Raw genomic sequence first — 18,456 nt, 5'->3', positions numbered from 1 at the left:
GCCGCCTTCCCGGAGGCCCGCCGCCGGGGACCCCGCTCCCGTGCCGGCGGCGGAACCGGAGCGGCTCACCGCCCGAGCCGCGCGTTGGTGTGCCGGGTCGGTGCGGCGGTGGCCGGGTCCTGCGGCCAGGGATGCCGGGGGTACCGCCCGCGCAGCTCGGCCCGTACGCCGCGGTAGCCGTCCTTCCAGAAGGAGGCGAGGTCGGCGGTCACCGCGGCCGGCCGTCCGGCCGGGGACAACAGGTGCACCAGCAGCGGCACGCCGGCCACCCGGGGCGTCTCCTGGAGCCCGAACATCTCCTGGAGCTTCACGGCGAGCACCGGCTGCTCCGGGTCGGAGTAGTCGATCCGGATCCCGGACCCGCTGGGCACGGTGATCCGCTCGGGCGCCAGTTCGTCGAGGAGCACGGCCCGGCCGGAGGCCCAGGGCAGCAGCCGTCCGAGCGCCTGCCCGGCGTCGATGCGCGCGAGGTCGGCCCGCCTGCGGGCACGGCTCAGCTCCGGCTCCAGCCACTCCTCCGCGCGCGCGTGCAGCGCCTCGTCCGAGACGTCGGGCCACGGCTCGCCGAGCCGGCGGTGCAGGAACGCCAGCCGCTGCCGCAGCACGACCGCCCCCGCCGGCCACCGCAGCAGCCCGAACCCCTCCCGCCGCAGCCCCTCCAGCAGCGCCGCCCGTACGAGCGAGGGGTCGGCGCCGGTGTGCGGCCGCACGGCCAGCTCCACCGCCCCGAGCCGCTCGACCCGCCGCGCCACGACGTCCCCGTCGGCCCAGCGGACCTCCTCGCGCGACTCCAGCAGCGTCCCCGCCGCCGCGCGCGCGACGTCCTCGTCGACGGCCGCGCCGAGCCGCACCCGTGCGTGCCCCCGCCCCACGGGCCGGTCGGCCACGGCCACCGCGATCCAGGACGCGCCGCGCAACCCGGTCCCCGCCCCCACCTCGGCACGGGTCCCGGACACCATCAGGTACGAACCGCCGTCCGCGCGGGCGACCCGCTCGGGAAAGGCGAGCGCGGCCACCAGCCCCACCCGGGCGTCCTCCCCGGCCGGCCGCACCGACGGGGAACCGGAGCCACGGGCGGACGGGCCGGAGACGCCCGGGACCCCGGGAACCTCCGACCCCTCCGATCCCCCCGAACCCTTCGAGACCTCCGAGACGAGCGAGCGCAGCCGGCGCACCTCCGTCCGCCACCGCCCCGCGTACGCGTCGCCGCCGCGCCGTGCGGCCCGCAGCGCACCGGCGAGATCGTCCCCGTACTCCCGCGGCGGCTCCTCGCCGATCAGCGCGACCACCTCGGCCGCGAGCCCGGCGCCCACGACCGGGGCCGCGTCCAGCAGCGCCCGCCCCAGCCGGGGATGCAGACCGAGCCGCGCGAGCCGCGCCCCCCGCGGTGTGGCCCGCCCGTCGGGGCCGACCGCCCCGATCGCCGCGAGAACGTCCCGGGCCGCAGCCATGGCCCCGCCCGGCGGCGGATCCAGCAGGGCCAGCCCGGAGGCGTCCGGATCGCCCCAGCAGGCCGCCTGGAGCGCGAACGCCGTCAGGTCGGCCACCTTGATCTCGGGGGAGGGGAACCGCGGCAGCCGCGCGTCCTCCGCCTCCGCCCAGCAGCGGTACACCGCACCCGGCGCCTCCCGTCCGGCCCGGCCCGCCCGCTGCCGCCCGGCCGCCCGCGAGGCCCGCACCGTCGTCAGCGCGCTCAGCCCGCGCGCGTGGTCGACCCGGGGCTCCCGGGCGAGCCCCGCGTCCACGACCACCCGCACCCCGGGCACCGTCAGCGACGACTCCGCCACCGAGGTCGCCAGCACCACCCGGCGCCTCGCGCCGGGCGCCAGCACCGCGTCCTGCACGGCGGCCGGCGCCCGCCCGTGCACCTGGAGCACGTCGACCTCCCCGAGACCGGTGAGCTGCCCGGCCACCCGGGCGATCTCGCCCACCCCCGGCAGGAACACCAGCACGTCGCCGTCCCGCTCGGCCAGCGCCCGCCGCACCACCGACGCCACGTGCGCCGTCAGCGCCGGATCGACCCACAGGCCGTGCGGCGGCCGCACCGGGCGCGCGGGCGGCGCCCACACCACCTCCACGGGGAACGCGGCACCGGACGCCTCCACCACCGGCGCGCCGCCCAGCAGCCGGGCCCAGCCCTCGGCGTCCGTCGTCGCCGACGCGGCCACCAGGCGCAGCTCCGGGCGCAGGGCCTCGCGCACGTCCCACAGGAACGCCGCCGCGGTGTCCGCGTCCAGGTGCCGCTCGTGGCACTCGTCGAGCACCACCACGTCCACGCCGGCCAGCTCCTGGTCGCGCTGCAACCGCTGGAGGAGCACACCGGTGGTGACGACCTCCACGCGCGTGTGCCGCCCGACGGCCCGCTCGCCGCGCACCGTGAAGCCGACGGACCCGCCCACCTCCTCGCCGAGCAGCCACGCCATCCGCCGCGCCGCCGCCCGCGCCGCGATCCGCCGCGGCTCGGCGACCACCACCCGCCGCGCGGGCCCCTCGCCGAGCAGCCCCGCCAGCGCCAGGGGCACCAGCGTCGTCTTGCCGGTGCCGGGCGGCGCCACCAGCACGGCGGTGCCGTGCGTCGCCAGGGCGTCGGCCAGCTCGGGCAGGGCGTCGCGTACGGGGAGGGCGTCCAGGGCGTCCTGACGGATCACGCGCTCAGTCCCGTACGCACACGAAGATCGCCGTCCCCGGGAGCAGGGCGCCGCGCAGCGGGGACCAGCCGCCCCACTCGGAGGTGTTCCAGTCCGGCCACTCCGGCTCCACCAGGTCCACCAGGCGGAAACCGGAGGCGACGACGTCGCGGACGCGGTCGCCGAGGGTGCGGTGGTGCTCGACGTAGACCGCGCGGCCCTCCTCGTCCTGCTCGACGTAGGGCGTGCGGTCGAAGTACGACCCGGAGACGCTCAGCCCCTCCGGGCCGGGCTCGTCCGGGAACGCCCAGCGGACCGGGTGCGTGACCGAGAAGACCAGCCGACCGCCGGGCCGCAGCACCCGGTGCACCTCGCGCAGCACCAGCCGCGGATCGGCGACGAAGGGCAGGGCCCCGTACGCCGAGCAGGCCAGGTCGAAGGAGCCGTCCGCGAAGGGGAGCGCGATCGCGTCGGCGCACACCAGGGGGAACGACCCGCCGATGCGCAGCGCGTGCTGCAGCTGCCGGTGCGAGATGTCCAGGGCCACCGGGCGCGCGCCCTGGGCGGCCAGCCAGCGCGAGCACTGCGCCGCGCCGGCGCCCAGCTCCAGGACGTCCCGCCCCTTCAGCTCCTCCGGCGGACCGAGCAGCTCGGCCTCCACCTCGTCCAGGCCCTCGGGGCCCCACACGAAGCGGTCGTCGCCGAGGAACGTGCCGTGCTCGGTCTGGTACTCGTCCGCGTTGCGGTCCCACCAGCCCCGGTTGGCCCGGGAGCTCTCGGTGACACCGGCCTCCCGCCGGGTCGCCTCCGGTTCGGGACCTTCGGGCTCTTGGATGATCGGCTCCCTCGTCGTAATCTTCCGTCCAGCCCGTCCCCGGCGTGCCGCCGTGGGGGCGCGACACGACCTGTGCGGCCCCGGGCCTCCCTGGTACGCGGCCCGGCCGCGTGGGGAATTGTGCCGGTTATGCGGCGAACCACCCCGGGTGGGCGGCTTCGCGCATTGACCCTGCCCGGCTGCCCCCGTATGCTACAAGTTGCGCTGCGGGCCTGCGCACCTCAGACGTAGCAGGCTGCGCTCGCATCTGTTGTATGTCCCCTCGGTTGTCGAGGCGCATCACCGTCATTGGTGAGGCGCTTCCTTGGCTGTCCGGCTTCTACAGAGCGAAACGGGCTCCGGCGTAGCAGTACCTACGACTTCAATGTCCGTACCGGAGCCCTTTCCCACATGACGAGCAGCACCGAGACCACCGCCACCACCCCGCAGGTAGCGGTCAACGACATCGGTAACGAGGAAGCATTCCTCGCAGCGATCGACGAGACGATCAAGTACTTCAACGACGGCGACATCGTCGACGGCGTCATCGTGAAGGTCGACCGGGACGAGGTCCTGCTCGACATCGGTTACAAGACCGAAGGTGTCATCCCGAGCCGCGAGCTCTCGATCAAGCACGACGTCGACCCGAACGAGGTCGTCGCCGTCGGCGACGAGATCGAGGCCCTGGTCCTCCAGAAGGAGGACAAGGAAGGCCGCCTGATCCTCTCGAAGAAGCGCGCCCAGTACGAGCGTGCCTGGGGCACCATCGAGAAGATCAAGGAAGAGGACGGCATCGTCACCGGTACCGTCATCGAGGTCGTCAAGGGTGGTCTCATCCTCGACATCGGCCTCCGCGGCTTCCTCCCGGCCTCCCTGGTCGAGATGCGCCGTGTCCGCGACCTCCAGCCCTACGTGGGCAAGGAGCTCGAGGCCAAGATCATCGAGCTGGACAAGAACCGCAACAACGTGGTCCTGTCCCGCCGTGCCTGGCTGGAGCAGACCCAGTCCGAGGTCCGCCAGACCTTCCTCACCACCCTCCAGAAGGGCCAGGTGCGGTCCGGCGTCGTCTCCTCGATCGTCAACTTCGGTGCCTTCGTGGACCTGGGTGGCGTCGACGGCCTGGTCCACGTCTCCGAGCTGTCCTGGAAGCACATCGACCACCCGTCCGAGGTCGTCGAGGTGGGCCAGGAGGTCACCGTCGAGGTCCTCGACGTCGACATGGACCGCGAGCGCGTCTCCCTGTCGCTGAAGGCGACCCAGGAAGACCCGTGGCAGCAGTTCGCCCGCACCCACCAGATCGGCCAGGTCGTGCCCGGCAAGGTCACGAAGCTGGTTCCGTTCGGTGCGTTCGTCCGCGTGGACGAGGGCATCGAGGGTCTGGTCCACATCTCCGAGCTGGCCGAGCGCCACGTGGAGATCCCGGAGCAGGTCGTCCAGGTCAACGACGAGATCTTCGTCAAGGTCATCGACATCGACCTCGAGCGCCGCCGCATCAGCCTCTCGCTGAAGCAGGCCAACGAGTCCTTCGGTGCCGACCCGACGGCGGTCGAGTTCGACCCGACCCTGTACGGCATGGCCGCGTCCTACGACGACCAGGGCAACTACATCTACCCCGAGGGCTTCGACCCCGAGACCAACGACTGGCTCGAGGGCTACGAGAAGCAGCGCGAGGAGTGGGAGCGCCAGTACGCCGAGGCGCAGGCCCGCTTCGAGCAGCACCAGGCGCAGGTCATCAAGTCCCGCGAGGCGGACGAGAAGGCCGCTGCCGAGGGTGGCGAGGCCGCCGCTCCGGCCGCGTCCGGTGGCGGTTCGTACTCCTCCGAGGGCGGCGACCAGTCCGGCGCGCTGGCCTCGGACGAGGCACTGGCCGCGCTGCGCGAGAAGCTGGCCGGCGGCCAGAGCTGAGCGCACGCGCGCCGAGCGGATCCCGCGCCGAGCGGTGACCGCTGAGGCGAGTCCGTGAGCCGAGGGCCCGCACCCCGTCCGGGGTGCGGGCCCTCGGCGCGTTCCCCGCCGACCGGGAATGCGAGTGCCGTGCGCCACGTTGTGCAGTACGAACACGAGGAGGAGCGGTCACTGTGCTTGATCCGCAGGGTTTGTACGCATGGGAGCCGAAGGGCCTGGCCGTCGTCGACATGGCGCTCGCCCAGGAGTCGGCCGGACTTGTCATGCTCTACCACTTCGACGGATACATCGACGCGGGGGAGACCGGCGACCAGATCGTCGACCGGCTGCTCGACTCGCTGCCCCACCAGGTCGTCGCCCGGTTCGACCACGACCGGCTGATCGACTACCGCGCCCGGCGCCCGCTGCTGACCTTCACCCGCGACCGCTGGAGCGACTACGAGGTGCCCGCCCTCGAGGTGCGCCTCGTCCAGGACACCACCGGAGCCCCCTTCCTGCTGCTCTCCGGCCCCGAACCGGACGTGGAGTGGGAGCGCTTCGCCGTGGCCGTGCGGCAGATCGTGGAGCGGCTCGGCGTCCGCCTGTCGGTGAACTTCCACGGCATCCCGATGGGCGTCCCGCACACCCGCCCCGTCGGCCTCACCCCGCACGGCAACCGCACCGACCTCGTCCCCGGCCACAGCAGCCCCTTCGACGAGGCGCAGGTCCCCGGCAGCGCCGAGGCCCTCGTCGAGTACCGGCTCATGCAGGCCGGACACGACGTCCTGGGCGTCGCCGGGCACGTCCCGCACTACCTCGCCCGCTCCCCGTACCCGGACGCGGCGCTCACCGTCCTGGAGGCCATCACGGCCGCGACCGGACTGGTCCTGCCCGGGGTCGCCCACACCCTGCGCACCGAGGCCCACCGCACCCAGACCGAGATCGAGCGCCAGGTCAGGGAGGGCGACGAAGAACTCACCGCCCTCATCCAGGGCCTGGAGCACCAGTACGACGCCGCCGCGGGCGCCGAGACCCGGGGCAACATGCTCGCCGAACCGGTGGAGATCCCGTCGGCGGACGAGATCGGGCGCGAGTTCGAGCGGTTCCTGGCGGAGCGTGAGGGAGAGGGCTGACGGGCCCCGCCCTCCGGGCGGGGTCCGCCGGAGCGCTCGCCGGCGCCGGGCCCTAAGCTTCCGCTCATGCTGAAGGTTGGCCTGACCGGCGGGATCGGCGCCGGCAAGAGCGAGGTGTCCCGGCTGCTCGTCGAGTGCGGGGCCGTGCTGATCGACGCGGACCGCATCGCGCGCGAGGTCGTCGAGCCGGGAACGCCCGGTCTCGCGGCGATCGTGGACGCCTTCGGCACGGACGTGCTCGCTCCGGACGGCAGCCTGGACCGGCCCGCGCTGGGCTCCCTCGTCTTCGCCGATCCGGACAGGCTCGCCGTCCTCAACTCGATCGTCCACCCCCTGGTGGGCGCCCGCTCCCGTGAGCTGGAGGCGGCCGTCGCCGAGGACGCGGTCGTCGTCCACGACGTCCCCCTCCTCACCGAGAACGGCCTCGCCCCCCTCTACGACCTCGTGATCGTCGTCGACGCGAGCCCCGAGACCCAGCTCGACCGGCTCGTGCGGCGGCGCGGCATGACCGAGGAGGACGCCCGCGCGCGCATGGCCGCCCAGGCGACCCGCGAGCAGCGCCGGGAGATCGCCGACATCGTCATCGACAACGACGTGCCCCTGGAGGCGCTGGAGCGGCGCGTGAAGGAGGTGTGGGCCGACCTCGTCCGCAGAGCACGGGCGTCCCGGCGGCCCCCTCAGGAATAGCGGTCCCCGCCCGAGGCGTTGAACCCCTCCGACGAGGGAAGGAATGCGTTGTGCCCGAGACCAGTGGTTCGACCGGACGTACGCCGGAGACGCATGTCATCGACTTCCGTGCCGCCGAGCAACTGCTCGCCTCCCGCGACCCGCAGGGCGCGGTGAAACTGCTCGACGGCGTCATCGACGTCCACCCGGAGAACACCGCCGCGCGGCTGCTGCGGGCGCGCGCCTTCTTCGCCTCGGCCCAGCTGCGGCCCGCCGAGCTGGAGTTCTCCCTCGTCCTGGAGCGCGAGCCGGACAACGCCTTCGCCCATTTCGCCCTCGCCCGCACCTACGAGCGCCAGAACCGGCCCCGCCCGGCCAGGCGCCACTTCCGGCTGGCGGCGGCGCTGGATCCGAACCCGGAGTACCTCCAGGCGGCACGCTTCGAGACGTGAGCGGCCACCCGCCGCCGCCACGGCAGGCCGCCCGCCGCCGCTAGGGCCGGTCGCTCGGCGGCTCGTACGGCGGTACGTCGGGGCCCGGCTGGTAGTGGGCGCCCTGGCGGATGTGCCGCACGACGACGACCAGGTCGACCGTGACGACCAGCCACAGCAGTCCGCAGGCGAGGGCCCAGCCCCAGCGCCCCACGATCGCGAACGCCGCGGTCCCGAACACCGTCCAGACCAGACCCCAGACGCTCAGCCGGAACCGCATCCGCAGCGCACTGCGCGCGGTCACCGGCTCGTTGCCCGTACGCCTCACGACGATCACCCCCTGTCCCCCTGTCCCCTGTCCACGGTCCCCCTTCTGTGCCGGATTCCCCGGACGAGGAGCGCCCATGAGGGCGCCGGACCCCCCGCGAGCCGAGAGGGTTAACACGATCGGGTGAACCCACGGTAGACGGGAACGGGTGTGCGGAACCGGGCCGTTGGACGGGCATGGAGCAGAACATGCGTGAGGGGTACGAGGGGACGGGTCCCGGGGCGATCACTCCGGACGGCTGCGCGGTGGAGCTCTACGCACGGCTGCCCGTCGGGGACGAGCCGGACATCATCGCCGGGGCGGTGCCCGCGGGCGCGCGCATCCTGGAGCTGGGCAGCGGCGTCGGGCGGATGACCCACGCCCTGCTGGAGCGCGGCTTCACGGTCACGGCGGTGGACGAGTCCGCCGAGATGCTGGAGCGCGTGCGCGGGGCGCGGACGATATGCAGCCCCGTGGAGAGGCTCGTCCTGGGCGAGACGTTCGACGTGGTGCTGCTCGCGTCGTTCCTGGTGCACGCGGGGGACGCCGAGGTGCGGCGGGGGATGCTGCGCACCTGTGTGCGGCACCTGGCGAAGGGCGGGTGCGTGCTGATCCAGCGGGAGGGCGAGGACTGGCACACCCATGTGCCGCGCGAGCGGGTGGACCCGGCGGGCTTCACGGTGCGGATCGTGTCGTCGGAGCCGGTCGGCGACGGGGTCGACTCGGTGCACGCGGAGTACGTGTTCCCGGACGCGACCTGGACGCAGACGTTCCGGACACGGCCGTTGACGAGGCGGCAGTTCGAGGAGGCGCTGGGGGAGGAGGGCCTGAAGGTGGACCGGTACCTGACGGAGGACCGGACGTGGGTGAGGGCGGTGCCGGTGGCGGACGGCTGAGGGCAGGGTGCCCCTCCGGGCGGCGGTGAGGCCCGCGCACGGCACCGGCCCGCCGACGGCGGTGACGCGCGGGCACCACCGGGTGCGGTGTCCGGGCGGGACGGGGCCCTCCCGGACACCGCCCGGTCACGGCCGGCCCGTGCTCCCGGGGCCGCCCGGTCCGCCCCGCCCACCCAGAGCGCGCAGGCGCTCCAGCTCGCGGCGATCGCGCTTGGTGGGGCGGCCCGCGCCGCGGTCGCGGATCCCGGCCGGGGCGACGGCCTCGCGGGGCGGGGGCGGCGGAGAGTTGTCGATGTAGCACTGGGCGGCCACCGGCGCCCCGACCCGTTTGCGGATCAGCCGCTTGACGACGACGACCCGCTCCCGGCCCTCGTGCCGCAGACGCACCTCGTCGCCGATGCGGACGGAGTGCGCGGGCTTCACCCGCTCACCGTTCACGCGCACATGGCCGCCGCGGCAGGCGGTGGCGCCGAGGGAACGCGTCTTGACCAGGCGCACCGACCAGATCCAGCTGTCGATCCGGACCGTCTCGCCGTGCTGGGGCCCGGCCGCCTCGGCCGCCGCCACGGCAGCGGCGATCTTCGGGTCCGGGGGAGCCGCCGTCTCCCGACCGCCCTCGCCCGTCGCCTCCGCCGTGTCCCCGGCCCCACGCGTCCTGTCGTACTCCGCACCCTCAGAAGCCATGTCCCGACCTTAACCCTCCTCCCCGGCAGACCGTGCCCGCTTTTCGGGAGGCGCCCCGACCTGCGGGATCGCCGGGGCCCTACCGTGGAGTCATGGATTCCGGCGGCCTCACCGAACTGGACCGGCGCATCGCCGACTGCCGGGCCTGCCCCCGGCTGGTCGACTGGCGCGAGGAGGTGGCCCGCACCAGGCGTGCCGCCTTCGCGGACTGGACGTACTGGGGCAGGCCGGTGCCCGGCTTCGGACTGCCGGACGCCCGGCTGCTGATCATCGGACTGGCGCCCGCCGCGCACGGCGGCAACCGCACGGGGCGCATGTTCACCGGTGACCGCTCCGGGGACGTGCTGTACCGGGCGCTGTACGACGTCGGGCTCGCCTCGCAGCCGTCCTCCGTGCACGCCGGGGACGGCCTGGAACTGCACGGCGTACGCGTCACCGCGCCCGTGCACTGCGCCCCGCCCGCCAACAAGCCCACGCCCGCGGAGCGGGACACCTGCCGGCCCTGGCTGGTGCAGGAGCTGCACCTGCTGCGGCCGACGGTGCGGGCCGCGCTCGTCCTCGGCGCCTTCGGCTGGCAGGCCGCGCTGCCCGCGTTCGCCGGGGCCGGCTGGACGGTGCCCCGGCCGCGCCCCGCCTTCAAGCACGGCGCACACGTCACGCTGCCCGCCGCCGACGGCCCCGGCCTGCACCTCTTCGGCTGCTACCACGTCAGCCAGCGCAACACCTTCACCGGCCTGCTCACCCCCGACATGCTCCGGGAGGTGCTGCGCACGGCGGCGGAGGCGGCGGGGCTGTCCCCACGGAACGCCCCGCGAAAATGAGATGAGCCTCCACAGTACGGTCGCTATGGTGCCCCGATGGGCCGCTATCCGGAGATCGAACCGTACGACCACGGCATGCTCGACGTCGGCGACGGCAACCGCGTGTACTGGGAGACCAGCGGAAACCCGCACGGCAAGCCCGCGGTGGTGCTGCACGGCGGCCCGGGCTCCGGTACGAGCCCGAACCTGCGGCGGTACTTCGACCCGGCCGCGTACCGGATCGTGCTGCTCGACCAGCGCGGCGCCGGACGCTCGACGCCCCCGGCGAGCGACCCCGCCACCGACATGAGCGTCAACACGACCGCCCACCTCATGGCGGACCTGGAGCGGCTGCGCGCCCATCTGGGGATCGGGCGGTGGCTGGTGTGGGGCGTGTCGTGGGGATCGATCCTGGGCCTGCGGTACGCGCAGACCCACCCCGGGGTGGTGTCCGAGCTGGTGCTGACGGGGGTTGCCACCGGATCCGGCCGGGAAGTCGACCTGCTGACCCGGGGACTGGGGAAGGTCTTCCCGGAGGCCCACGAGCGGTTCCTCGCCGCGTTGCCCGCCGACGAGCGCGACGGCGACCCGGCCGCCGCGTACAACCGGCTGCTGGAGTCGCCCGACCCCGGGGTGCGGGAGCGGGCCGCGCGGGCCTGGACCGACTGGGAGACGGCGATGATCCCCGCCCCGCCCGGCTCGGTCGCGCGGTTCCGGGACCCGGACTTCCGCAGGGGCTTCGCCCGCACCGTCACCCACTACTGGGGCAACGACCACTTCCTCGGCGAGGGCAACGACGAGGGCGTCGTCCTCCGGGACGCCCACCTGCTGAGGGGCATCCCCGGCACCCTGGTCCAGGGCAGCCTCGACTTCGGCAACCTCCTCGGCGTCGTCTGGCGGCTCCACCACGCCTGGCCGGGCAGCGAGCTGGTGATCGTGGACGAGGCCGGCCACGACGCCGGTGCCGCCGGGGACGACGCCCTGGTGGCGGCGACGGACCGGTACGCGCGCGCGGAAGGCCGCTGAAACCCGCCGCCCTACGGCCGCCACACGTACCGCACGTCCGGCTCCCGCTCCTCGTTGCCCGAGCCGTCCGTCCGCTCCACGGCCGTGAAGCCGTGCCGTTCGTAGAAGCGGCGGGCGGGCGCGTTGACCTGGAAGGTCCACAGGGAGAGGCCCCTCGGACGGAGCTCCTTGGCCAGGGCGACGAACCGGCCACCGACACCGCGCCCGCGCCACTCGGGGGCGAGGTACAGCTGGGCCAGCTCCTCGCCCTCCAGGGCCATCACCCCGACGACGCCCCCGCCCGCCGGTTCCGCCACCCAGGTCTCGCGCGACGGCACCAGGACGTGACGGAAGTAGGCGCGCACCTCGTCGTCGGACCGGGGCCGGACCACGCTCGGCAGCGCGGCGGCGAAGGAGCGCAGCCAGACCTCGGCCGCGGCGTCGGCGTCGTCGGCCGAAACGGCCCGGCGCAGCGTCACGGCCCGGCCGCCGGCCCTCACGAGACCGTGCCCGCCGTGCCTGCCGTGCCTGCCGTGTCCGGCGTACCCGCCGTGTCCGGTGCGTCCGCCGTATCCGCCGTGTCCGCCGTATCCGCTGTGTCTGTCGTGTCCGTCGTGCCCGGGACCACGGCCGTCGCGGTGATCTCGACGAGCTGCCCGGTGTAGCCGAGGCAGGCCACACCGATCAGGGTCGACGCGTGGGGGCCCGTGCTCAGCCCCGACGCCTTCACCACCCCCCACACGGCGGAGAGCACCGCGGGATCACTGCTCACGACGTACACGTCCGTGGCCACGACATGGGCCAGGTCGCTGCCCACCGCGCGCAGTTGTTCCTCGAGGTGGGCGATCACCTGCCGGGCCTGCCGCACCGGGTCCCCCGCCCCCACCAGCTCGCCGTCGGCGTCGAGGGGGACCGAACCCGCGAGGAACGCCAGCGCGGTGCCCGCCTCGACGACACAGGCGTGGGAGTAGCCGGGCGGCGGGAGGAGGGTGGGGACGGTGACACGCCGGATCACGCGGGCTCCGATCTGCGGGGAGCGGACCGCGCAGGGCGGGCCGCGAGGGGTGGACGACACCCCGATCCTGCGCGTCCCGCCACGCCGCCGCATCCCTATTTCGTTCGACCCGGGCCCGGACACCCCCTAATCTGCCCATGGCCGCCCACACCCCCCGACCGCCAGGAGCCGCAGCAGTGCCAGCCCTGCCCTCCCTCCCGGACGAGGTCTTCCTGGAGCGCACCGCCGACCGGCTCGCCGCCCTCCCCGGCGTCCGGGCCGTCACCCTCGGCGGCTCGCGCGCCCAGGGCACCGAACGGCCCGACAGCGACTGGGACCTGGCGGTCTACTACCGGGGTTCCTTCGACCCCGACGACCTGCGCGCGGTCGGCTGGGAGGGCGAGGTCTCCGCGATCGGCGGCTGGGGCGGCGGCGTCTTCAACGGCGGCGCCTGGCTGACGATCGACGGACGCCGGGTCGACGTCCACTACCGCGACCTCGAGGTCGTCGCACACGAGCTGGCGGAGGCGGAACAGGGACGGTTCCGCGTGGAACCGCTGCTGTTCCACCTCGCCGGAATTCCGACGTACCTGCTGGTCGCGGAGCTCGCGCTCCACAGGGTGCTGCGCGGCGAGCTGCCCCGCCCCGCCGCCTACCCGCGGGCCCTGCGCGAGACCGCCCCGCCCCGCTGGCACGGCACGGCCGCCGCCACCCTCGCCTACGCCAGGGCCGGCCACGCCCCCGAGGGCGCCCTCACCCAGGTCGCGGGGAGCATCGCCGTCGCCGCGACCCACACCGCGCACGCGGTGATGGCGGCGCGGGGGGAGTGGGTGACCAATGAGAAGGGACTCGTCGCACGGGCCGGGCTCGGGGACGTGAACACCCTGCTGGAAGGCCTGAAGAGCAGCCCGGACGTCCTCGCGCGGGTGGTCGAGGCCGCGGAGGAGCGGTTCGGCCGAGCCGTGGAGGCGGCCCTGCGGTGATCCGGCCGACCGGCGCCACGGGGCACCGGCGTGCCCGTGAGGACCGCGGCGGTGAGCGCGCCCCGGCGGCTCGTACGGGAAGGGGCGCGCCGGACGTGCCGCATCCGAGAAGGCGCCCCGGAGGGAAGGCGGCTGACACGGCGTCGAGCGGACGGCGGACCCGTACCGGGCGGAGCGGAAAACCACGAGCCCTTCGGGCACCGTCGGTCATGATGACCCGGTGGATCACGTGCTGTGCGGGCTCGCCGCGAACTCGGCCCTGCCGTCCGACCTCGTCGACCGGCTGATCGGGATCACGGACGACGACCTCGCCGCGGAACTCGCCACGCGTGCCGACCTCGACAGAACGCAGGAGGAGGCCGCGGGCGCCGAGGACCAGGACGGCATCGTCCGGCTGTGCACCCTGTTCGGCGCACTCGTCCTGGCGCGGGCCACCAAAGGCTTCCCGATCTCCGAGGAGGTCCTCGCGGCCGCGCGCGGCCCTGACGGCGGCCGACTGACCGGACGGACGGCGCGCGCGGTGGACACGGCGGCGATCGGGTCGGCGGCCCCCGCGACGGATCCGCGGCGGGGATGTCGCGGTTCGGCCCACCCCGGGCCGGGACGGCGTCGTACGTTGACGGGATGGACAAGGAGGACGGGGCGGACGGGGCGGACGGGATGGACAGGGAGGGCGGGGTGGACAGGGCGGACGGGATGGACGGGACGGGCGGGAGGACGCCCACCGCGACGACGCGGGCCACCCCCGAGCCCCCGGCCGATCTCGTCATCACCGGATGCGCCGTCCTCACGCACGACGACCAGGAACGGATCGGGTTCGCCCACGACGCGGCGATCGTCGTACGCGACGGGGTGGTGGAGTCGGTGACGAGCGCCGGGGCGGCCGAGGGCCGGGCGGCCCGGGAACGGATCGACGCCCGGGGGCAGGTCGCGCTGCCCGGTCTGATCAACTGCCACACCCACGCGCCGATGGTCGCCCTGCGGGGACTCGCCGAGGACCTGCCGACCGAGGAGTGGTTCAACGACGTCGTCTGGCCGGTGGAGTCCAACCTCACCGAGCGGGACGTCGAGCTGGGGGCCCGGCTCGCCTGTGCCGAGATGATCCGGGGCGGCGTCACCTGCTTCGCCGACCACTACTTCGCCATGGACGCGGTCGCCGCCGTCGTCGCCGAGTGCGGCATGCGGGCGCTGCTGGGGGAGGCGTACTTCTCCTCCCAGGGGCCGCGGGGGCGGGAGAGGTCACTGGAGTTCGCGCTGCGGCACCGCGGCTCGGCCGGCGGCCGCATCACCACCGCCCTCGCCCCGCACGCCCCCTACACCGTCGACGACGCCGACCTCGCCGCCACCGCGGAGCTGGCCCGCGCGCACGGGCTGCCCGTCCACCTGCACGCCGCCGAGAACCGCGACCAGACCGACACCAGCCTCGCCCGGCACGGCGTCACCCCGATCCAGGTCCTGGACCGCACCGGGATCCTGGACACCGACGTGCTCATCGCCCACGGCACCGGCATCCTCGACAGCGACCTGCCGTTGCTGGAGCGCGCGGGCGGCCGTACGGCCGTGGCCACCGCACCCCGCGGCTACCTCAAGTTCGCCTGGCCCACCACCACACCCGTCCGCGCCCTGCGCGACCTCGGGATCCCCGTCGGACTCGCCACGGACGGCGCCGCCTCCAACAACTCCCTCGACGTGTGGGAGGCGATGGCGCTCACCTCGCTGATCCAGAAGTCGACGGAGGGCGACCCCCGGTGGCTGACCTCCCGGCAGGCGCTGCACCACGCCACGCTGCAGAGCGCCCGGGCGGTCGGCCTCGGCGAGGACATCGGCGGCATCGCCCCCGGTCGGCGCGCCGACCTCGTCCTCGTCGACCTCACGGGCCCGCACACCCGGCCGGTGCACGACCTCGCCGCGACGCTGGTGCACAGCGCCCGCGCGGCCGACGTCCGCACGACGATCGTCGACGGCCGGATCTTGATGCGCGACCGGCGGCTGCTCACCCTCGACCTCCCGGCGGTGGTGCGCGAGCTGGAGGAGCGGCTGCCCGCGCTCGTCGACCGCGGCCACGGCCGGCGCATCCAGGAGTACGACACCTGAGGCCGAGAGGAAGGCCGAGGGGGCGAAAGGAAGGCCGGGAGGAGAGCCGGAGGAAGGCCGGGAGGAATCCGGCGGGCGAACGATGAGTTCCGCCTCCCCGCGCGGTCACCTTCCGCAACGGGACCGTCGCACAGGAGGAACCATGTCGCTTCCGGAGATCGTCTCGCGCGCCCGGTGGCGCGCGGCGCGCGAGGAACTGCTGGTCAAGGAGAAGGCCGTCACCCGCGCGCGGGACGCTCTCCACGCCGAGCGGCGCCGCCTGCCCATGGTGGCGATCGACCGGGAGTACGTGTTCGAGGGCGGCGACGGCAAGGTCACGCTGCTCGACCTGTTCGAGGGGCGGCAGCAGCTCGTCGTCCACCACTTCGCGTTCGCCCCCGAGTGGGACGCCGGGTGCCGCTGCTGCTCGGCCTTCCTGGACCAGATCGGGCATCTCGCCCACCTGCACGCGCGCGGCACCACGTTCGCGGCCGTCTCCCGGGCGCCGTACAGGAGGATCCTGCCGTTCAAGGCCCGGATGGGCTGGATCCTGCCGTGGTACTCCTCGTACCACGGCGACTTCGGCGAGGACTTCGAGGCGTCCCTCGTGCACGGGGGCGAACGCGTCGAGCGGCCCGGCCTCAGCTGCTTCCTGCAGAACGGCGACCGGGTCTTCCACACCTACTCGACGTACGGACGCGGCCTCGACGGGCTCGGTTCGACCACCAGCCTGCTGGACCTCACCGCGCTCGGCCGGCAGGAGGAGTGGGAGGAGCCCGAGGGACGCGCGTCGGCTCTCGGGGCGCCTGTGGGAAGCGAGCACATCCGCTACCACGACGAGTACGACGACTGACACGGACGGTGACGGGTTGCTCCGAAAAGATGAGAGCCCGCTCACATTGTGCGGTGAACGGGTGTCAACTACGTCTCAGTACCGTCACCGGACGAGGCGTCCGCCCCATGGTTGGCGTTTAACTCTACGAGTACAGCGCTACATGGAGGTGGCAGGGTGAACGGGCGAACGGTGCTCGAACGCTTTCCCGCAGGTGGGCCGCGCGGGTCCTGGCCGGCGGAGGAGTTCGCGCAGGCGCGGCGTCTGGAGGGCCTGCCCGCCGAGGTCGTCATGGACCTGGCTACCGACATGTTCCTGGTGATCGTACGGAGCGGCGACGGCGGTGACGCGACGGCGTGAGCGGTGCCGCCCGAGCGGCCGGACCGGACGGCTCAGCCCGCCTTCGGCGACGGCACCCTGCCGGGCGGGGACGACGAGGGCGGTGCGGTGAACTGTTCCGCCTGGAGTGCGTACAGCTCGGCGTAGAGGCCCCCCGCGGCCAGCAGCTCGTCCGGTGATCCGGACTCCACCAGCTTGCCCTGGTCGAGCACGTGCACCAGGTCCGCGTGGCGCACGGACGCCAGCCGGTGGGTGATCAGCACCACCGTCTGGCCGCTGTCCGCCAGGGCCCGGATCCGGTCGAAGACCTCCAGCTCGGCCCGGGCGTCCAGGGCGGCCGTCGGCTCGTCCACGATCAGGATGCGTCCGCGCCGGTACGCGGCCCGGGCGATGCCCAGCCGCTGCCACTGCCCCCCGGACAGCTCGTGGCCCCCGCTGAAGTGCCGGGCCAGCAGGGTGTCCAGGCCGCGCGGCAGGTCCGCGACCACCGCCTCGGCCCCGGCCTCGGCGATCGAGGCGGCCAGCCGCTCCTCGCTCACCGGTGCCGACGGCCGCCCCAGGACGACGTTCACCCGCGCCGTGAACGGCCACCGCTTGAAGTCCTGCGCCACCATCGCGATGCGCTCGGCCAGCCGGTGCCGGTCCACGGCCGCCGCGTCCACGTCGTCCCACAGGATCCGTCCCCGCTCGGGTGTGTACAGCCCGGCGAGCAGTTTGACCAGGGTGGTCTTGCCGGAGCCGTTCTCGCCGACCAGCGCCACGATCCGGCCCAGCGGGAGGGCGAGCGAGACGTCGTCCAGGGCGGGGCGGGCGGCGTCGCCCGGGTAGCGGAAGGTGACGTTCTCGAAGCGGATCTCCCGGGGGTCCTCCGGCAGGGGGAGACCGCCGACGGGGATCGCGCGCTCGGCCGCCTCGACGTACAGCCGCTGCAGATCGCCCACGAACAGGGCCTCCTCGTGCAGCTGGTTCACCTCCAGGACCAGGGTCTCCAGGCTCGCCGAGCCGGTGCGGATCGCGATCACCGCCGTGCCCGCGACCGACAGCGCCATCGCCCCGGCCAGCAGCAGCCCGCCGAGCGTGGCGTACGTCGCCACCGTCGCCAGCCCCGTCCACGTCGCCGCGATCAGACCCGTGCGGGCCGCAAGCCGGGCCAGCCGGGCCTGCTCGGCCTCCGCGGTCTCCGACATCGCCCGGAAGTGGCGCAGCAGGAAGGGGCCGACGCCGTGCACCCGGATCTCCGGTGCCGCCTCCGGCTCGGTGAGCAGGCGGCTGATCAACTGGCCGGCGCGGGCGTGCTGCACCCAGGTGTGGAACGAGGCGTAGCGGCGGCGCGCGTTCGTCAGCGCGCTCCAGGCGCTCGGCAGGGTCATCGTCGCCAGCAGCGGGAGCAGCGCCGGATGCAGCACGGTGAGCACACCGGCCGCCGCGACCAGCGAGATCATCGCGTTGATCACCCGTGCGCCGTACATGATCATGCGGCGGGCCGAGGAGGCGCCGTACTGGGCGGTGTCCAGCAGTTTGTGGAAGGCGTGGTCCTCGATCGCGGCCAGCTCCACGGCCGCGGCGCGCTCCAGGTACAGCTCGGTCGCCACCCGCTCGACCTTGGGTTCGAGGCGCCCGGTGGCGTAGGTGCTCGCCGCCCGCAGCAGCGCCGCGACCAGCATGACGGCGGCCACCGCGACGAGGGCGGGCACGGCGTCGCGCAACCGCTCCTCGATCGGGCCGCCGCCCAGCAGCCGGCCCAGGACGCTGTTGACCGCGAGCAGGCTCACCGCCTGGGCCAGGCCCCGGCCCACCTCGGCGGCCAGCACGGTCCGCGCGGCCCGCCGGTCGGCCTGCAGGGCGAGCCGGAGGCTGGAGGCCAGCAGGGCGGGCAACCGGGTGATCATGGCGCGGAAGCCCAGCTCCAGGAAGGCGTCGCTGTGCTGGTTCCAGCCCATGTCGTAGCGCAGCGGCCCCCCGAAGAGCAGGCGCTCGGACTCGGAGAG

General features: G+C 74.2%; 18 protein-coding genes. 11 read left to right on the top strand and 7 right to left on the bottom strand.

All coding sequences use genetic code 11. The features are described 5' to 3' along the window. Positions 1 to 65: 65 nt before the first annotated feature. The gene (hrpB, locus tag CP969_RS11060) at positions 66 to 2,648 is read right to left on the bottom strand and encodes an ATP-dependent helicase HrpB (protein WP_150474916.1); all 2,583 of its coding nucleotides are present in this window, start codon (positions 2,646 to 2,648) and stop codon (positions 66 to 68) included. A 4-nt stretch (positions 2,649 to 2,652) separates the two neighbouring features. Then, positions 2,653 to 3,483, bottom strand: coding sequence for a class I SAM-dependent methyltransferase (locus tag CP969_RS11055; RefSeq protein ID WP_223887155.1), 831 nt, complete (start codon positions 3,481 to 3,483; stop codon positions 2,653 to 2,655). Positions 3,484 to 3,852: 369 nt separating this feature from the next. Here CP969_RS11055 and rpsA point away from each other — a divergent pair, with 369 nt between their 5' ends. The 4 genes from rpsA (at position 3,853) to CP969_RS11030 (ending at position 7,576) form a co-directional block, all read left to right on the top strand. Beyond that, a complete protein-coding gene (gene rpsA, locus CP969_RS11045) occupies positions 3,853 to 5,346 on the top strand; it encodes a 30S ribosomal protein S1 (RefSeq protein ID WP_004989441.1) in 1,494 nt (497 codons plus the stop codon). Positions 5,347 to 5,519: 173 nt separating this feature from the next. Beyond that, positions 5,520 to 6,458 (top strand): PAC2 family protein, encoded by a 939-nt coding sequence (locus CP969_RS11040; RefSeq protein WP_004989444.1) that lies wholly within the window; start codon positions 5,520 to 5,522, stop codon positions 6,456 to 6,458. Positions 6,459 to 6,524: 66 nt separating this feature from the next. Then, positions 6,525 to 7,145, top strand: coding sequence for a dephospho-CoA kinase (gene coaE / locus CP969_RS11035; protein ID WP_004989447.1), 621 nt, complete (start codon positions 6,525 to 6,527; stop codon positions 7,143 to 7,145). Positions 7,146 to 7,195: 50 nt separating this feature from the next. Next, a complete protein-coding gene (locus tag CP969_RS11030; protein WP_004989448.1) occupies positions 7,196 to 7,576 on the top strand; it encodes a tetratricopeptide repeat protein in 381 nt (126 codons plus the stop codon). 40 nt (positions 7,577 to 7,616) lie between these two features. On the opposite strand, the gene CP969_RS11025 is transcribed toward CP969_RS11030, so the two are convergent. Next, positions 7,617 to 7,892 (bottom strand): DUF6343 family protein, encoded by a 276-nt coding sequence (locus CP969_RS11025; protein WP_016826741.1) that lies wholly within the window; start codon positions 7,890 to 7,892, stop codon positions 7,617 to 7,619. A gap of 179 nt (positions 7,893 to 8,071) precedes the next feature. Between CP969_RS11025 and CP969_RS11020 the strand changes: the two genes are divergently transcribed. Next, positions 8,072 to 8,758 (top strand): class I SAM-dependent methyltransferase, encoded by a 687-nt coding sequence (locus tag CP969_RS11020; protein ID WP_106431163.1) that lies wholly within the window; start codon positions 8,072 to 8,074, stop codon positions 8,756 to 8,758. Between the two features lie 126 nt (positions 8,759 to 8,884). On the opposite strand, the gene CP969_RS11015 is transcribed toward CP969_RS11020, so the two are convergent. After that, positions 8,885 to 9,442, bottom strand: a complete 558-nt coding sequence (locus CP969_RS11015; protein WP_016826743.1) for an RNA-binding S4 domain-containing protein — start codon at positions 9,440 to 9,442, stop codon at positions 8,885 to 8,887. 92 nt (positions 9,443 to 9,534) lie between these two features. Here CP969_RS11015 and CP969_RS11010 point away from each other — a divergent pair, with 92 nt between their 5' ends. Beyond that, positions 9,535 to 10,263 (top strand): uracil-DNA glycosylase, encoded by a 729-nt coding sequence (locus CP969_RS11010; RefSeq protein ID WP_016826744.1) that lies wholly within the window; start codon positions 9,535 to 9,537, stop codon positions 10,261 to 10,263. A 36-nt stretch (positions 10,264 to 10,299) separates the two neighbouring features. After that, positions 10,300 to 11,268 carry a prolyl aminopeptidase gene (gene pip / locus CP969_RS11005; RefSeq protein WP_016826745.1) on the top strand — a complete coding sequence of 323 codons (969 nt, stop codon included), beginning with the start codon at positions 10,300 to 10,302 and terminating at the stop codon, positions 11,266 to 11,268. A gap of 11 nt (positions 11,269 to 11,279) precedes the next feature. Here the strand turns inward: pip and CP969_RS11000 are convergent, their stop codons facing one another. Further along, positions 11,280 to 11,747, bottom strand: coding sequence for a GNAT family N-acetyltransferase (locus CP969_RS11000; RefSeq protein ID WP_016826746.1), 468 nt, complete (start codon positions 11,745 to 11,747; stop codon positions 11,280 to 11,282). Further along, a complete protein-coding gene (locus tag CP969_RS10995) occupies positions 11,744 to 12,262 on the bottom strand; it encodes a RidA family protein (protein ID WP_039831708.1) in 519 nt (172 codons plus the stop codon). The genes CP969_RS11000 and CP969_RS10995 overlap by 4 nt, the downstream gene beginning before the upstream one ends. A gap of 185 nt (positions 12,263 to 12,447) precedes the next feature. Between CP969_RS10995 and CP969_RS10990 the strand changes: the two genes are divergently transcribed. From CP969_RS10990 to CP969_RS10970, 4 genes are all read left to right on the top strand, one after another. After that, on the top strand, positions 12,448 to 13,224 hold the full coding sequence (locus CP969_RS10990) for a nucleotidyltransferase domain-containing protein (protein WP_399474632.1): 777 nt from the start codon (positions 12,448 to 12,450) through the stop codon (positions 13,222 to 13,224). 696 nt (positions 13,225 to 13,920) lie between these two features. Further along, entirely contained in the window at positions 13,921 to 15,318 is a 1,398-nt protein-coding gene (locus CP969_RS10980; protein ID WP_051044541.1) for an amidohydrolase, read from the top strand. Positions 15,319 to 15,460: 142 nt separating this feature from the next. Beyond that, positions 15,461 to 16,150 carry a DUF899 domain-containing protein gene (locus CP969_RS10975; protein WP_016826751.1) on the top strand — a complete coding sequence of 230 codons (690 nt, stop codon included), beginning with the start codon at positions 15,461 to 15,463 and terminating at the stop codon, positions 16,148 to 16,150. Positions 16,151 to 16,306: 156 nt separating this feature from the next. Further along, positions 16,307 to 16,489, top strand: a complete 183-nt coding sequence (locus tag CP969_RS10970; protein ID WP_004989479.1) for a hypothetical protein — start codon at positions 16,307 to 16,309, stop codon at positions 16,487 to 16,489. Positions 16,490 to 16,521: 32 nt separating this feature from the next. On the opposite strand, the gene CP969_RS10965 is transcribed toward CP969_RS10970, so the two are convergent. Then, positions 16,522 to 18,408 (bottom strand): ABC transporter ATP-binding protein, encoded by a 1,887-nt coding sequence (locus tag CP969_RS10965; protein ID WP_039831709.1) that lies wholly within the window; start codon positions 18,406 to 18,408, stop codon positions 16,522 to 16,524. Positions 18,409 to 18,456: the final 48 nt, after the last annotated feature.

It is taken from the genome of Streptomyces viridosporus T7A, assembly GCF_008704515.1.
GTDB lineage: Bacteria > Actinomycetota > Actinomycetes > Streptomycetales > Streptomycetaceae > Streptomyces > Streptomyces viridosporus.
Note: the sequence above shows the minus strand (reverse complement) of the source record. Positions and strands in the feature narration are given on the sequence as shown.

Excerpts from the sequence above, each read along its gene's own strand:
- rpsA (WP_004989441.1), top strand. The coding sequence starts at position 3,853 with ATGACGAGCAGCACCGAGACCACCGCCACCACCCCGCAGGTAGCGGTC.
- coaE (WP_004989447.1), top strand. The coding sequence starts at position 6,525 with ATGCTGAAGGTTGGCCTGACCGGCGGGATCGGCGCCGGCAAGAGCGAG.
- CP969_RS11020 (WP_106431163.1), top strand. The coding sequence starts at position 8,072 with ATGCGTGAGGGGTACGAGGGGACGGGTCCCGGGGCGATCACTCCGGAC.
- CP969_RS11015 (WP_016826743.1), bottom strand. The coding sequence starts at position 9,442 with ATGGCTTCTGAGGGTGCGGAGTACGACAGGACGCGTGGGGCCGGGGAC.
- CP969_RS11010 (WP_016826744.1), top strand. The coding sequence starts at position 9,535 with ATGGATTCCGGCGGCCTCACCGAACTGGACCGGCGCATCGCCGACTGC.
- pip (WP_016826745.1), top strand. The coding sequence starts at position 10,300 with ATGGGCCGCTATCCGGAGATCGAACCGTACGACCACGGCATGCTCGAC.
- CP969_RS10980 (WP_051044541.1), top strand. The coding sequence starts at position 13,921 with ATGGACGGGACGGGCGGGAGGACGCCCACCGCGACGACGCGGGCCACC.
- CP969_RS10975 (WP_016826751.1), top strand. The coding sequence starts at position 15,461 with ATGTCGCTTCCGGAGATCGTCTCGCGCGCCCGGTGGCGCGCGGCGCGC.
- CP969_RS10965 (WP_039831709.1), bottom strand. The coding sequence starts at position 18,408 with ATGGGCTGGAACCAGCACAGCGACGCCTTCCTGGAGCTGGGCTTCCGC.